Below are 14,859 nucleotides of genomic sequence, written 5' to 3' on the forward strand. Positions count from 1 at the left end.
GCCAGTAAACCAGCCCACACAAATGCCCGCACATCAGGGCGAATCAATAATGTTTTGTACTGCGCGTACACAGCAAATCTCCTAGAGGGTCTATCTGTTCCATCAATTACATACACAACGTATGTAAATAAGATTGCATCACTAGTTCACAAAATGCCGCACATCCCACACACGTATTTCACCCTTAGCTATACCAAGGTATAGAACTACCACCTCTTAGTTTGAACAGTGCATACACACGTAGTCTGGTTTCTACGCTCTAGCCATCGCATAATACTTTTTGTCTATTTCCTAGCTAAATCAGGCATGAAGCCACCCGCAGCGTATTTATTTCATCGTATTAACACCCATGGCAACAGCGATGCCATGCTGTTCTGTATGCCGCAATAATCCGGCATAGAGCCGCTGCCGCTGCTGTTGTGGCAGAGGTTTCACTCATGACGTTCCTTGCTTCCGCTTTCTCACGTGTCACGCCCAAACCAGCGGCGCAAACACGTACATTGCGAGCACAACATGAGGCCCCTCTAAGCCTGCACCACACCTTAAAAAATGTAGGTGCACACCCACATGGATTGCTGCATTCGGATGTCATCCAGCGCCAGCAGCGCGACGGCCTAAACATCGTGGCCCATGAACAGACGCCCTCAGCCTTACGACAATTTTTCAGTACTTTTAAAAACCCCTTCATCGTCGTACTGTTGGTATTAGCAGGGATCAGTGCCATCACTGACATTTGGCTACCTTGGCAAGCTGGGCATGCCGCTGCCCCCGCCAGCATGGTCATCATTTTGACCATGGTATTAGCCAGTGCAGTCATGCGCTTTATTCAGGAATACCGCTCTACCCGTTCTGCTGCAGCACTGAAAGACATGGTACGCTCGACGGCCACTGTGATTCGCCGCCGCGCCGTACAAGACAGACCTGAAACCCTAGAGCTGCCCATTGAGCAGTTGGTAGAAGGCGACCTGATCAAACTACGTGCAGGCGACATGATCCCTGCCGATGTACGACTCGTGGAATCCCGCGATTTGTTTGTCAGCCAAGCCATGCTGACAGGCGAATCCATTCCTGTAGAAAAACAGCACACCCCAGCGTTGTTTACGGCGACCGAACATAACCTGCTGGATACACCCAACATTGGTTTTATGGGGACGAATGTAGTCAGTGGTACTGCCACTGCCATTGTGATGGCTACTGGTAACCGCAGTTATTTTGGGGCTCTGGCCCATTCTATTGTGGGGGCTCGTTCCCAAACGGCCTTTGACCGTGGCGTAAACAGTGTGAGCTGGTTACTGATTCGGTTTATGTTGGTCATGGTGCCGTTGGTGTTGTTAATTAATGGTTTTAGCAAGGGCGACTGGGTAGAAGCCTTTATGTTTGCCTTAGCCGTAGCCGTAGGGCTAACACCCGAAATGCTGCCCATGATTGTGAGTGCCAATTTAGCCAAAGGCGCGATGGCAATGGCCAAACAGAAAGTAGTAGTAAAGCGGTTAAATGCTATACAAAACTTTGGTGCAATGGATGTGCTGTGTACTGATAAAACAGGCACGCTTACCCAAGACAAAGTGATCTTGGCAAAACACGTGAACACCACAGGTGCAGACGACGCCACAGTGTTGCAATTGGCTTGGTTAAATAGCGCCCACCAAAGTGGTGTAGTCAACCTGATTGATCAAGCCGTAGTACGTTTTGCTGAAGCATCTGCCCATCAACTAACCACCGTTAAGCATTGGGAAAAAGTAGACGAGATTCCTTTTGATTTTGAACGTCGACGTCTATCGGTAGTGGTTCGCAATGATAGTGATGAGCACCTACTGATTTGCAAAGGTGCTGTTGAGGAAATGCTGGCGGTATCTAGCCACATTGTGCACGCCCAAGAAACTGTTGCGCTCACTGATGCACGACGCATTAGTTTGCTCACCATGGCTAGGGCCTATCACCAAGATGGTTTTAGAGTCGTCGTACTGGCCACCAAACAACTCGGTCATGAGCAACACTCTGGGCAGTACAACGCCAGTGATGAACACAGTTTAGTCATACGAGGGTTATTGATCTTTTTAGACCCGCCTAAAGACAGCGCCAGCGCCGCTATGCAGGCGTTGCATGCTCACGGCGTAACGATTAAGGTGCTGACGGGCGATAACGAGATCATTACCAGCCGTATTTGCAAAGAAGTGGGTTTAGCACCGGGTACTGCCCTACTAGGCAGCGAAATTGAATTGCTAGATGACGCGACCCTACGCCAAAAAGTAGAGGAACGCACCGTATTTGCCAAACTGACTCCACTGCAAAAGTCGCGCATACTCAAAGCCTTGCAAGCCAATGGCCATACGGTTGGTTTCCTAGGCGATGGCATTAATGATGCACCGGCACTGCGTGAGGCGGATGTAGGCATTTCCGTAGACAGCGGGGCCGATATTGCTAAAGAATCTGCCGACATTATTTTGCTAGAAAAAAGTTTGCTGGTGCTAGAAGAAGGAGTAATCAAAGGCCGCGAGACCTTTGGCAATATTCTTAAGTACCTAAACATGACCGCCAGCTCTAACTTTGGCAACGTGTTATCGGTACTGATTGCTAGCGCATTTATTCCATTCTTGCCCATGCTGGCCATACAACTGCTGATACAAAACCTGCTGTATGACCTGTCGCAACTGTCTCTACCTTGGGACAAAATGGATAACGAGTTTTTGTCTAAGCCTAGAAAATGGGATGCACGTAACACTGGCCGTTTCATGCTGTTCATAGGGCCTACATCGTCGATTTTCGATTTAGTCACCTATAGCGTTTTATGGTTTGTGTTTGCGGCCAACAGCCCTTCTGCCCAAACCTTGTTTCAGTCAGGTTGGTTTATTGAAGGCTTACTTTCCCAAACCCTAGTGGTGCACATGCTACGTACCCAAAAGATACCGTTCATACAAAGTACGGCCACCTTACCGGTACTACTGATGACCGGCAGCATTATGGCCATAGGCTTATACCTACCCTTTTCAGCTCTGGGGCCGCTAGTAGGTTTAGAGGCTTTACCGTGGGCATACTTTCCATGGCTACTGGGTATTTTGCTCAGTTATTGTGTGGCCGCACAACTGATGAAAATGCTGTACATACGCCGCTTTGGCCGTTGGTTTTAACGTCTAACAAGGAGGTCCTTATGGATGATGACCCTGGATCGTTGTGTCGCTTATGCGTTGAGACACACCCTCTTCACCTTTTTGCTACACACTGGTTCCCACACTAAGCAACGCATAGTGGGAACCTTACACAATGGAGGCTCCCATGTTCCGTATCGCTTTTTCTGATGTTCACCACTCCCTGACACGTCGCCTGACCGCACTGCACACCCATCGCCTGTACTTTTGCGTCGTGGCACTGTACTTGGTGTCCCTGTTTGGTCTACTGGCCTTGTCATGGGCTACCCAAGCCGCTACCGTGGACACAGCCTACAACGCACCACAACACTCTGACACAACTCAGACATCCAAACGTGATAGCGTCACACAGGCTTTATAACTACTTTACTCACCACGTTGGTTCCTAGTTTGGGAGGGTTCACTACCATGGATTTTCACGATCTGTCTTCTGTTGCCATTAACCTATTCGGCGCGTTGGTGCTGGGTGGGCTAATAGGGTTTGAGCGGCAATGGCATCAGCGTCAGGCCGGACTACGAACCAACACTCTGGTCGCACTAGGTGCAGCCACTTTTGTCATTTTTGCGGGGCTTTTCCCCGGTGAGGCCAGCCCTACCCGTATTGCCGCACAAGTCGTATCAGGCATCGGTTTTTTAGGGGCTGGCATCATTTTCAAAGAAGGCATGAACGTGCGCGGCCTAAACACTGCCGCTACCTTATGGTGTTCGGCGGCTATTGGGGTACTGTGTGGCGCGGGCTATATTTTCCACGCCACCATCGCTGCCTTCTTTATTATTGGCGTAAATGGCTTGCTGCGCCCCTTGGTACGACTCATTGAACGCCAAGCACTAAGCAATACCGACATTACCAACAGCTACAGCATTAGTTTGGTGTGCTACAGCGAAGCTGAAGCCCATGTACGCGCCTTATTACTGCGTGATTTGGGACAAAACATTCACATACAAGAATTAGAAAGTACCGACATTGAAGACACCAACCGTGTGGAGGTCAATGCCTTGGTACGTGCTGAAGACAAGCAAGATAGGTTGGTAGAACAAGTCATTGGTAGGCTGAGTTTAGAGCCGATGGTAACATCGGTACGTTGGCGCTCTGTCACCGAACATGAAGACTAAACACCCCACTTTGCCAACCAAGGATACACATGACGGGTAGCTTGAATTTTCGCCGCATTCTAGCCGGCCTTACTATTGCCATAGTAATGGCTGCAATTTTTATTGCGGATACCGTCACCGATTACGCCATCGCGTTTGCCGTGTTTTATTGCGCTGTGCTGTTAGCCGCCACTAACTTGTACAGCGTGCGTACGGTAGGCTGGTTATCGGCCGCCTGCATTACGCTAACCATTATCAGTTTCTACATGACCAACGATGGCGCCTACGAAATAGGCTTGTTAAATACCGCCATCAGTTTAGTCGCTATAGGTATTACCTCGTTATTGGGCATCAAGATCATGGCGGCTCGTACCGCTGCACAAGTGTCTCAAGCACGCCTACAACAATTAGCACGTATTACCAGCTTAGGTGAGATGGCGGCCTCTATTGCACACGAGGTTAACCAACCTTTAGGCGCTATTATCGCCAGCAGTAATGCCTGCCAGCGGTGGTTAAATTTTGAACCACCTAATATGGATAAAGCACGTCTAGCCATCGAACGTATTATTGCCGATGCCAACCGTGCCAGCGATGTCATTACCCGCGTACGTGCTCTCACCCGAGGCGATGCACCACAAACCAGCCTGTTCGATATGAATCAGGCCATTATCGAAGTGGTGCAATTCTCGCGTAACGATTTAGAACGTAACGGCATTGCCCTAAAACTAACACTGGCCGAGAGCCTGCCTAAGGTACTGGCCGACCGCATACAATTGCAGCAAGTCTTGGGCAACTTATTAAACAATGCGATAGAAAGCATACGGCAGAACTCACGCCCTCACCGCGAAATCGAGTTCACCACCCAAGTGGATGAACAAGGCGCGTTGTTAGTCAGCGTAGCAGACTCAGGCAAAGGCTTTAGTAATGATGCGCTTGCCCATATGTTCGATGCTTTCTGGACCGAAAAGGAAACAGGCGTAGGGCTGGGGCTAGCCATTAGCCGCACCATTATGGAGGCCAATCAGGGACGCATTTGGGCCACCCACCGCGCAGAAGGCGGTGCCTGTTTTCAATTTATTCTCCCCCTGAATCACCCGGCAGCCAGTTCATGATGTCTCCTTCCTCTACAGAAACCTCAAACGCCTTGGTCTACATCGTTGATGATGACCCATCTATGCGTGCCGCACTCGACGACTTACTCGCCTCTGTAGGCTTGCATACCCGCACCTACAGCTCGGTTCAAGAGTTCTTAGACAAAGGGGTTGAGGATGCGCCTGGCTGCTTAATTCTAGACATTCGTATGCCCGGTCAAAGCGGTATGGACTTTCACCGCCACATGTCCCAATACGGTATTCAACTACCCACCATTTTCATCACTGGACACGGTGATATTGCACTGGGTGTGGAAGCCATGAAAAATGGGGCCATCGAATTTCTGACCAAGCCTTTCCGCGACCAAGACTTGCTTGATGCCATACAACTGGGGCTGCAAAAAGACACCCAACGCCGTCAAGAAGAAGGTCAAATCACCCTGCTACGAGATCGCTGGGATAAGCTCACCGCAGGTGAACAATCGGTGATGCGCTTAGTGGTACAGGGCTTGCTCAACAAGCAAATAGCCAGCCAACTGCATGTGAGTGAAATCACCGTGAAAGTGCGACGTGGGCAAGTCATGCGCACCATGGAAGCCGGTTCCTTGGCCGAGCTGGTACGCATGGCTGACCGCTTGCAATTGCAGCCTTAAGCCTACTTGCTGCCTGCTACGCTAGGCCATAAAAAAACCGGTACAACGTTTAACGTTATACCGGTTTTTTAGTACTGCACAGAATTAGGAAAAGAAGTTCTTTACCTTGTCTGTCCATGACTCGCTTTTGGGAGAGTGCTTATCACCACCCGACTGCAGTGCTTCTTCAAACTGACGCAGAATTTTCTTCTGGTCTTCACTGAGTCGCACCGGTGTTTCTACCTGAATGTGGCAGTACAAATCACCTGGGTAGCTGGAACGCACCCCCTTGATCCCTTTAGCACGCAAGCGGAAGGTTTTTCCGGTTTGTGTCCCTTCAGGAATAGTGATTTCACCACGCCCCGTTAAGGTAGGCACTTCCACTTCACCACCCAATGCCGCGGTGGTAAATGGAATGGTCAGGCTGCAATGTAGATCGTCGCCATCGCGCTGGAAAATACCATGCGGCTTCAACTGAATCTCTACATACAAGTCACCGGCAGGGCCGCCGTTGACGCCCGGCTCACCATTACCCATAGAGCGAATGCTCATGCCGTCATCAATACCGGCAGGAATCTTCACTTGCAGTGTTTTCTCTACACGTTTACGGCCTTCACCGTGGCAGGCTGTACACGGATCTTTGATCTCTTTACCTGAGCCATGACACGTTGGACACGTTTGCTGCACGCTAAAGAAGCCTTGCTGCATACGAACCGCACCTGCCCCACCACACGTTCCACACGTGGTAGGTTTGCTACCTGGTTTCGCGCCCGAGCCATCACAGACCGAACAGTTTTCCCAACTGGGTACCCGGATTTCCGTATCAAAACCTTTGGCTGCCTGCTCTAGGCTGATTTCCAACGAGTAGCGTAAATCTGCACCACGGTAGACTTGTGGCCCACCTTGACCACGGCGTCCCGCACCACCAAAAATCTCACCGAAGATATCGCCCAGGTCACCAAACCCGCCAAACCCTCCGGCACCACCACCCATGCCGCCCATACCGGCAGCGCTAGGATCTACCCCGGCATGGCCATAGCGGTCATAAGCTTCACGTTTCTGCTCATCGCTCAGAATTTCGTAAGCCTCTTTCGCTTCCTTGAACTTCTCTTCGGCCTCTTTGCTGTCAGGGTTACGATCCGGGTGGTACTTCATTGCCATCTTGCGATAGGCTTTGCGGATCTCATCCTGGCTAGCATTTTTGGCGAGACCTAGTATTTCGTATAAATCGCGTTTTGCCATTTTGACTGTCAGGCTTGTAAAGCCTTTTCATGGAAAAAAGGATGCCCGGAGCCCCCTTTTCAGGTTGGCTACCGGGCCTGTTCAGTGCACAGTCACTGGATTACTGATCGCGCTTCACTTCTTTGAAGTCAGCATCAACCACGTTTTCATCCGCAGGTTTAGCACCTTCTTCACCGGCTTGTTGTGCACCAGCTTGAGCTTGCATATCAGCGTACATTTTCTCGCCCAGTTTCTGCGAGGCTGTGCTCAAGGCTTCAACTTTGGCATCGATAGCGTCTTTGTCGCCATCTTTCAACGCACCTTCCAACTCAGCGATAGCCGCTTCAATGGCTTCTTTCTCGCTGGCTTCCAGTTTGTCACCGTACTCTTCCAACGATTTACGTGTGGAGTGCACCAGTGCCTCACCGTTGTTGCGTGTTGTTGCCAGCTCAGCCAAACGACGGTCTTCCTCAGCGTGTGCCTCGGCGTCTTGCATCATGCGCTGAACTTCTTCATCGCTCAAACCAGAGTTAGCCTTAATGGTAACTTTGTTCTCTTTACCAGTGCCTTTGTCTTTGGCGGAAACGTGCAAAATACCGTTTGCGTCAATGTCGAAAGTCACTTCGATCTGTGGCATACCACGTTGTGCTGGTGGAATACCTTCCAGATTGAACTCGCCCAACGCTTTGTTACCCGCAGCGATTTCACGCTCACCTTGGTAAACCTTAATGGTTACCGCTGGCTGGTTATCATCCGCAGTAGAAAACACTTGCGAGTGACGTGTTGGGATAGTGGTGTTCTTTTGAATCATTTTGGTCATCACACCGCCCAGGGTTTCAATACCCAAGGACAATGGTGTTACGTCCAACAGCAATACGTCAGAACGGTCGCCAGACAGTACGGAACCTTGAATGGCCGCACCCGCTGCAACAGCTTCGTCAGGGTTCACGTCACGACGTGGATCACGACCGAAGAACTCTTTCACACGTTCTTGCACTTTAGGCATACGTGTCATACCACCCACCAAGATCACATCGTCGATCTCGGACACTTTCACGCCAGCGTCTTTAATCGCTACACGGCAAGGTTCGATAGAACGTTCGATCAGATCTTCAACCAACGCTTCCAATTTGGCGCGTGTGATTTTCAGGTTCAAGTGTTTAGGACCGGAAGCATCTGCTGTGATGTACGGCAGGTTGATTTCAGTCTGTTGTGTGGAAGACAGTTCGATCTTCGCTTTTTCTGCGGACTCTTTCAGACGTTGCAGAGCCAATACATCTTTAGACAGATCTACGCCGCTTTCTTTTTTGAACTCGTCGATGATGTAGTCGATGATGCGTTGGTCAAAGTCTTCACCACCCAAGAAAGTGTCACCGTTGGTGGACAGTACTTCAAACTGTTTTTCACCGTCGATGTCAGCAATCTCGATGATGGACACGTCAAACGTACCACCACCCAAGTCATACACAGCAATCTTACGATCGCCATCAGACGCTTTATCCAAGCCGAACGCCAATGCCGCAGCAGTAGGTTCGTTAATAATACGTTTTACTTCCAAGCCAGCAATACGACCCGCATCTTTAGTTGCTTGACGTTGGCTGTCGTTAAAGTAAGCAGGTACAGTAATAACTGCTTCGGTCACTTCATGACCCAAGTAGTCTTCTGCGGTTTTCTTCATTTTACGCAGGGTATCAGCAGAAACTTGCTGAGGAGCCAACGCTTTACCTTGGGCTTCTACCCATGCGTCACCATTGTCGGCCTTAACGATTTTGTAAGGCATCAATGGGATATCTTTTTGTACAGCTTGCTCGTCGAATTTACGACCGATCAAACGCTTCACAGCATACAACGTGTTCTGTGGGTTTGTTACGGCTTGACGTTTAGCAGGAGCACCTACCAGAACTTCACCATCGGGCATGTAAGCAACGATGGAAGGGGTAGTACGTGTACCTTCTGCGTTTTCAATAATTTTGACCTGGTCACCGTCCATAACGGCAACACAACTGTTGGTAGTACCAAGGTCAATACCAATAATCTTGCTCATTTTTTTGATTCACCTTGCAAAAATCAGCGTACCCATTTTTGGGATACTGCTTAGTTATTCCGATGATTGATAGATGGGGACTCACTAAACATTTTCAAGCCCCCCTACAACAAAATAATTTAGGCAGGTTGTCCGGCAGACACCATCACCAGTGCGGGACGCAATACGCGATCAGCCAACACATAGCCTTTCTGCAATGCCATGGCCACAGTGCCCTCAGCTTGATCAGAAGGTACGGTGGAAATCGCTTGATGCAGATGGGGGTCAAACTTGTCGCCCGCTTGTGGCGCTACTTCTTTCAACTGGTTGCGTGTAAACGCGTTATCCAACTGACGCAGCGTGGTTTCTATACCTTCGCGGAAGGCTTCAAGCGTTTGCTCTTCTTGAGCCAGTGCAGCTTCTAAACTATCACGCACGGGCAACAGGCTTTCGGCAAAAGATTCTGTACCGAATTTACGTGCCTTAGATACTTCCTCATCCGCTCGACGGCGAATGTTTTCCATTTCGGCTTTAGCGCGCAGCAACTGATCGTAATACTGGGCTACTTTAGCCTGAGCTTCTTCCAACTGCTGATCTAGTCCAGGTTCGACAAGCGACTCTGCTGCCACATCAATGGACTCGTTTTCAGGTTGGTTGTCTTCAGGAATCTGGTTTTCGTTCTGGTCTGTTGATGCAGACATAATGGATCTCCACGGCTAAAAAACATCACTGCTACTCATATGGGGATCAATTACCCCATATTCAAGAGAGCCAAGATGTTATTTACATTTCGCTTAGGAGAGCCAGCCCGCAGCGTGTTCACGCACCAGTTGTTCTAGCCCATCTACCCATTGGGCATCGTCATTTAAACAGGGAATGTACGCGAACTGCTGGCCCCCCTCTTCAAGGAAGGCATCACGGCACATGAGCTTAATTTCCTCTAGGGTTTCCAAACAGTCTGCCAAGAAACCGGGGCACAGCACCTGCACGTTTTTCACACCCTCTTTCGCCCACTGACGCAATAAAGGTTCGGTATACGGCTCTAACCAACGCTCTGCACCAAAGCGGCTTTGGAAGGCTGCCTCTACCGGCACATCGCAGCCATCAAGCGCCTGCCGTAATGCGGCGGTGGTCAACATGCATTCTCGGTAGTATGGATCGCCCTTTTCCACACAACGTCGTGGCAAACCATGAAAACTCAAGAGCAAACGCTCGGGTTTGCCATGTTGTTCCCAGTAGTTTTTCACGGACTGTGCCAACGGCTGTATGTAAGCAGCATGATCACAGTAGCTACGTATAAAGCGTAGTTCGGGTTGATTACGCATTTTTGCTGCATAACGGGTCACCGCATCCACCGCTGTAGCCGTAGTGCTTGCCGCATACTGTGGGTACAAAGGCACCACCAGAATACGCTCACAACCCTGTGCACGCAGTTTATCCATGGCACTTTCTACCGATGGATTGCCGTAGCGCATTGCCAGCTCTACTTTCACTGTGGTGCCAGTAGGGTCTAAGCGTTGCTGCAAACCATCGGCTTGACGCTGGCTGTATACCAACAAGGGTGCACCCTCAGGCATCCATACCATTTCATACTTTTCTACTAACTTGCCCGGCCTAAATGGCAAAATGGCACCGCGTAAAATCAACTGCCAAATAGGCTGAGGGATTTCAATCACGCGGGGATCAGACAAAAATTCTTTAAGGTAGCGTCGTATGGATCCTGCATCAGGCTTGTCTGGCGTACCCAGATTCATAACCACTATGCCTACCGGCGTAGCGGGACGGACACTGATCTGCGCATCCAACAACGATGGATCCGACGGTTCAGTCAAGTAGGTAGTTAACAGCATATTTAGACCCTATGCGCCGCTACTACGTAGGAGTGCGACGCCATTCCTGTCAATTGTTCTGATTACAGCTCAAGGCATTGGACAATAACTTAGCAGTGATGTCCACGATAGGTATCACCTTGTCGTACGCCATACGAGAAGGACCGATTACCCCTAAGGTACCCACCACCTCGCCATCTACCCCATACGGCGCCGTCACCATAGAAACGTCGTCTAAAGGCAACAGCGTAGAATCGCCACCAATATAAATTTGTACACCGTGTGCATGGCTAGAGGCATCTAACAAATGCAGCAGTTCGGTTTTCTTTTCAAACAGCTGGAACAGACGGCGCAAACGGCTTAGGTCATCCGTCATTTCGCTTACGTCCAACAGCTTGCTCTCACCGAAAATCACCACATCTTCTTCAATGTCGGACTCGGCAGTGCTGGCAGCAACAGCGGCTTGCATCAGTTGGGAAATATCGGTCTGTAAGGCTGAAAGCTCGTCGGCTAAAGATTCGCGCACCACGTTAAAGGACTTGCCTGAAAAGTGCTGATTAAAGAAATTGCTGGCTTCAGTTAGCTCTTCTTCGCGATACTCTCGAGACATGAACAAAATGCGGTTTTGTACATCACCGTCGGGCGACACCATAATCAGCAACACCCGTTTTCCCGAGAGGCGGATGAACTCAATATGCTTGAAGGTTTGTGCGCGGCGCGGCACCATAACCACCCCAGCAAACTGGGACAAGTTGGACAACAAGGCGGCGGCAGACGACACCGCGCGGGAAGGCTCTTCCATCGGTAGGCGCAGTTGCAACGGTTCGATGCGAGGCACTTCGAACTGCGGTACGGCTAATAGGCGGTCCACAAACATGCGGTACCCTTGCGGTGTGGGTACGCGCCCCGCCGACGTGTGGGGACTATGAATTAACCCTAGGTCTTCTAGATCAGCCATCACATTGCGTATGGTGGCTGGCGACAAGTCAAAAAGCCTAGATAAGGTACGTGACCCCACCGGCTGACCGTCTGCAATATAACGCTCTATTAATAGCGTCAATAATGCACTTGCTCTATCGTCCAGATATTTTGCCATGCTTACATACACTCACATCAGGATCAAACTGCAGCATCAATGCCCTAAACCCTTACACAATTCTATAATCCAGTAATTCAGATTATCCTATTCCTATTCCATCATAAGGCAATTTACCTCATGCATTTCAAAACGGTCGCCCTCGTGGGTCGCTATCATGACTCGGGACTTGATGCCCCGCTGCGAGCCGTTGCCCACACGCTGAAGCAAGCGGGTTGCTCGGTCATTATAGAAAGCGACACAGCGCGCTACACCGGTATACAGGATATCCCCTGTATCAGTTTTGACGAAATAGGCCAACAAGCCGACCTCGCCATTATTGTGGGTGGCGATGGCACCATGTTGGGTGCAGCACGTCAACTGGCACACAGCGGCGTTCCCTTGATTGGTATTAACCATGGACGCCTAGGTTTCATTACTGATATTCCCCTACCGCATGCGCACGAAGCCATCACCAGCGTGATCAACGGTCAGTACGAAACTGAGCACCGCAGCCTACTTGAAGGCCGCGTAGTACGCGATGGTGAAACACTGGTTTCCGGCATCGCGCTCAATGATATCGTAATTAACCGCGCGGGTCGTGGCGGCATGATAGAGCTGCGTGTAGAGCTAGATGGTGTGTTTATGCATCGCCAACGTGCTGACGGTGTAGTCGTAGCCACACCAACCGGCTCCACGGCATATGCTCTTGCCGCCAATGGCCCTATTCTGTACCCCACGCTTAATGCCTTCTTGCTGGTGCCCGTTGCACCACAAACACTGTCTAACCGTCCCGTCGTGGTGCCCGACAGCAGCACCCTTAGCTTAACTATTACGGCGCTTGGCCGAGTAGAGTCTGGCGCGAGTGTGCACTTTGACATGCAAGCATGGTCTGACTGCCAACCTGGCGACTGCGTGGAAATACGCCGCGCTCAGAAAACCGTTTGTTTTATCCATCCTACGGGTTACAGTTTCTTTTCTACTTTACGTCAAAAGTTAGACTGGAACCGTATCCCACAACCCAACGACGCCAACGAATAATCCCTACTTATGCTGCGATCCCTGCATATACGTGATTTTGTCATTGTGGATGAAGCCCATATCGAATTCGATAAGGGCTTCACTGTATTTTCTGGCGAAACAGGCGCTGGGAAATCCATACTTATAGATGCGCTGTCGCTGCTGCTAGGGGCACGCGGCGATACCCGCGTCATACGTGAGGGATGTGAAAAAACCGATCTCAGTGCACACTTTGACCTCAGTGATGACATACGTTCATGGCTGCAAAGTAATGACTTAGACGACGGCGAAGAACTGCTACTGCGCCGCGTCATCGACGCACAAGGCCGCAGTCGCGCCTACATCAACGGCACACCCGCCACATTAAGCCAACTGCGTGAAGTCAGCGAGCAACTGGTAGACATACACGGGCAACACGCCCACCAAAGCCTGCTAAAAAGCACGAACCAGTACGCTCTGCTAGATGCCCAAGGCGGGCATACTGAACTGGCCAAACAAGTCGCTTCGGTATGGAGCAACTGGCAGTCCTTGCAGCAACGGCTGCGTCAGGCGCAAGAACAATCTGCTGGCCTACAAGCCGAACGCGAACGCTTGCAATGGCAACATGACGAACTACAAACACTAGACCTGCAGCCCAACGAATGGGAACAAACCGCGGTAGAACACCAACGCTTGGCGCATGCGCAGTCGTTACTCGATGGCGCCACTAGAGCATTAAACCTCTTGGATGGCGAGGAACAAGCCGCACAACGTGCCTTGTTTTCAGCTACCCAAGAAATCACACGCTTATTGCACCACGACCCGGCTGCACTGCAACCCATTCTAGACACCTTAGAATCCGCACGCATAGCCAGTACCGAAGCCATCTCTGATCTAAACAGCTATTTAAGCTCGGTAGAGCTGGACCCAGACCGCTTGGCGAATCTGGAAGAACGTATGGCGGATATCTTCAGCATGGCACGCAAATACCGTTGCGAACCCGAAGAACTGCCAACCCTCTTGCAAACGCTTACGCAGCAGTTAGAGCAACTCAGTGAAGATGCCGACTTAGAACAGCTAGAAGGCAAAGTAGCTCAGGCTCAGGAGCACTACAACACATTAGCACAGCAACTTAGTGATGCCCGTGCTCGCACCAGCAAACAACTAAGCCAACAAGTTAGCCACGCCATGCAAGAGCTTTCTATGCAAGGCGGTCAGTTTGCGGTTGAACTTAGCCCTTGCAAACCGTCTGCTCATGGTAACGAGCAGGTAGAGTTTTTAGTCGCAGGCCATGCGGGTGTACGCCCTGCTCCGCTGGCGAAGGTGGCTTCGGGTGGTGAGCTCGCCCGTATTTCTTTAGCGTTGGCAGTGATTGCTAGCCAAGCTGCCCAAGTACCTACCTTAATCTTTGACGAAGTAGATACTGGTATTGGTGGTGCAGTTGCTGAAGTAGTGGGAAAACTATTGCGCGAATTGGGGTTACGACACCAAGTGCTGTGTGTGACTCACTTGCCTCAAGTCGCGGCCCAAGGCCAACACCACTTACAAGTCAGCAAACAAAGCCAAGGCGGACATACGTTGTCTCGCATACAAGTGCTAGATCAAGAGGCTCGCGTAGAAGAAATTTCGCGTATGTTGGGCGGCATTGCCATTACCAACACCACTCGCCAACACGCCAAAGAAATGCTGTCACAATCATAGAAAAAGCGGCTTGTGCAATGCTACACAAGCCGCTTTTTTATGTACTGATC

General features: G+C 50.4%; 12 protein-coding genes. 7 read left to right on the plus strand and 5 right to left on the minus strand.

All coding sequences use genetic code 11. From position 1 onward, the window contains the following. Nucleotides 1-437 precede the first annotated feature (437 nt). The 5 genes from mgtA to GY634_RS14570 all read left to right on the plus strand — a co-directional run bounded on the left by mgtA (nt 438) and on the right by GY634_RS14570 (nt 5,982). On the plus strand, nt 438-3,128 hold the full coding sequence (gene mgtA / locus GY634_RS14550) for a magnesium-translocating P-type ATPase (protein ID WP_166409453.1): 2,691 nt from the start codon (nt 438-440) through the stop codon (nt 3,126-3,128). Nucleotides 3,129-3,273: 145 nt separating this feature from the next. Continuing rightward, nucleotides 3,274-3,507: a hypothetical protein gene (locus GY634_RS14555; RefSeq protein ID WP_166409454.1), complete on the plus strand. Its 234-nt coding sequence runs from the start codon at nt 3,274-3,276 to the stop codon at nt 3,505-3,507. A gap of 47 nt (nt 3,508-3,554) precedes the next feature. Beyond that, on the plus strand, nt 3,555-4,259 hold the full coding sequence (locus GY634_RS14560) for an MgtC/SapB family protein (protein WP_166409455.1): 705 nt from the start codon (nt 3,555-3,557) through the stop codon (nt 4,257-4,259). A 29-nt stretch (nt 4,260-4,288) separates the two neighbouring features. After that, nucleotides 4,289-5,350 (plus strand): sensor histidine kinase, encoded by a 1,062-nt coding sequence (locus GY634_RS14565; RefSeq protein WP_166409456.1) that lies wholly within the window; start codon nt 4,289-4,291, stop codon nt 5,348-5,350. Next, nucleotides 5,350-5,982, plus strand: coding sequence for a response regulator transcription factor (locus GY634_RS14570; RefSeq protein WP_166409548.1), 633 nt, complete (start codon nt 5,350-5,352; stop codon nt 5,980-5,982). The genes GY634_RS14565 and GY634_RS14570 overlap by 1 nt, the downstream gene beginning before the upstream one ends. Nucleotides 5,983-6,066: 84 nt before the next feature. Here GY634_RS14570 and dnaJ read toward each other — a convergent pair whose 3' ends face one another. From dnaJ to hrcA, 5 genes are all read right to left on the minus strand, one after another. Continuing rightward, entirely contained in the window at nt 6,067-7,203 is a 1,137-nt protein-coding gene (dnaJ, locus tag GY634_RS14575; RefSeq protein WP_166409457.1) for a molecular chaperone DnaJ, read from the minus strand. A gap of 100 nt (nt 7,204-7,303) precedes the next feature. After that, entirely contained in the window at nt 7,304-9,226 is a 1,923-nt protein-coding gene (gene dnaK, locus GY634_RS14580) for a molecular chaperone DnaK (RefSeq protein ID WP_166409458.1), read from the minus strand. A gap of 119 nt (nt 9,227-9,345) precedes the next feature. Further along, on the minus strand, nt 9,346-9,906 hold the full coding sequence (gene grpE, locus GY634_RS14585; RefSeq protein ID WP_166409459.1) for a nucleotide exchange factor GrpE: 561 nt from the start codon (nt 9,904-9,906) through the stop codon (nt 9,346-9,348). Nucleotides 9,907-9,999: 93 nt separating this feature from the next. Next, nucleotides 10,000-11,055 carry a ferrochelatase gene (gene hemH, locus GY634_RS14590; protein WP_166409460.1) on the minus strand — a complete coding sequence of 352 codons (1,056 nt, stop codon included), beginning with the start codon at nt 11,053-11,055 and terminating at the stop codon, nt 10,000-10,002. Nucleotides 11,056-11,104: 49 nt separating this feature from the next. After that, nucleotides 11,105-12,118, minus strand: coding sequence for a heat-inducible transcriptional repressor HrcA (gene hrcA / locus GY634_RS14595; protein ID WP_166409549.1), 1,014 nt, complete (start codon nt 12,116-12,118; stop codon nt 11,105-11,107). Nucleotides 12,119-12,250: 132 nt separating this feature from the next. On the opposite strand from hrcA, the gene GY634_RS14600 reads away from it, so the two are divergent. Together GY634_RS14600 and recN are read left to right on the plus strand one after the other, a co-directional pair. Then, the gene (locus tag GY634_RS14600) at nt 12,251-13,150 is read left to right on the plus strand and encodes an NAD kinase (protein WP_166409461.1); all 900 of its coding nucleotides are present in this window, start codon (nt 12,251-12,253) and stop codon (nt 13,148-13,150) included. A 9-nt stretch (nt 13,151-13,159) separates the two neighbouring features. Next, nucleotides 13,160-14,809 (plus strand): DNA repair protein RecN, encoded by a 1,650-nt coding sequence (gene recN, locus GY634_RS14605; RefSeq protein WP_166409462.1) that lies wholly within the window; start codon nt 13,160-13,162, stop codon nt 14,807-14,809. The last annotated feature ends 50 nt before the right edge of the window (nt 14,810-14,859 follow it).

The organism is Paenalcaligenes suwonensis (genome assembly GCF_011290505.1).
GTDB classification, from domain to species: Bacteria; Pseudomonadota; Gammaproteobacteria; order Burkholderiales; family Burkholderiaceae_B; genus Paenalcaligenes; species Paenalcaligenes suwonensis.

Bases quoted from the DNA above. Each gene is read 5' to 3' on its own strand.
- mgtA (WP_166409453.1), top strand. From the start codon at position 438: ATGACGTTCCTTGCTTCCGCTTTCTCACGTGTCACGCCCAAACCAGCG.
- GY634_RS14555 (WP_166409454.1), top strand. From the start codon at position 3,274: ATGTTCCGTATCGCTTTTTCTGATGTTCACCACTCCCTGACACGTCGC.
- GY634_RS14560 (WP_166409455.1), top strand. From the start codon at position 3,555: ATGGATTTTCACGATCTGTCTTCTGTTGCCATTAACCTATTCGGCGCG.
- GY634_RS14565 (WP_166409456.1), top strand. From the start codon at position 4,289: ATGACGGGTAGCTTGAATTTTCGCCGCATTCTAGCCGGCCTTACTATT.
- GY634_RS14570 (WP_166409548.1), top strand. From the start codon at position 5,350: ATGTCTCCTTCCTCTACAGAAACCTCAAACGCCTTGGTCTACATCGTT.
- dnaJ (WP_166409457.1), bottom strand. From the start codon at position 7,203: ATGGCAAAACGCGATTTATACGAAATACTAGGTCTCGCCAAAAATGCT.
- dnaK (WP_166409458.1), bottom strand. From the start codon at position 9,226: ATGAGCAAGATTATTGGTATTGACCTTGGTACTACCAACAGTTGTGTT.
- grpE (WP_166409459.1), bottom strand. From the start codon at position 9,906: ATGTCTGCATCAACAGACCAGAACGAAAACCAGATTCCTGAAGACAAC.
- hemH (WP_166409460.1), bottom strand. From the start codon at position 11,055: ATGCTGTTAACTACCTACTTGACTGAACCGTCGGATCCATCGTTGTTG.
- GY634_RS14600 (WP_166409461.1), top strand. From the start codon at position 12,251: ATGCATTTCAAAACGGTCGCCCTCGTGGGTCGCTATCATGACTCGGGA.
- recN (WP_166409462.1), top strand. From the start codon at position 13,160: ATGCTGCGATCCCTGCATATACGTGATTTTGTCATTGTGGATGAAGCC.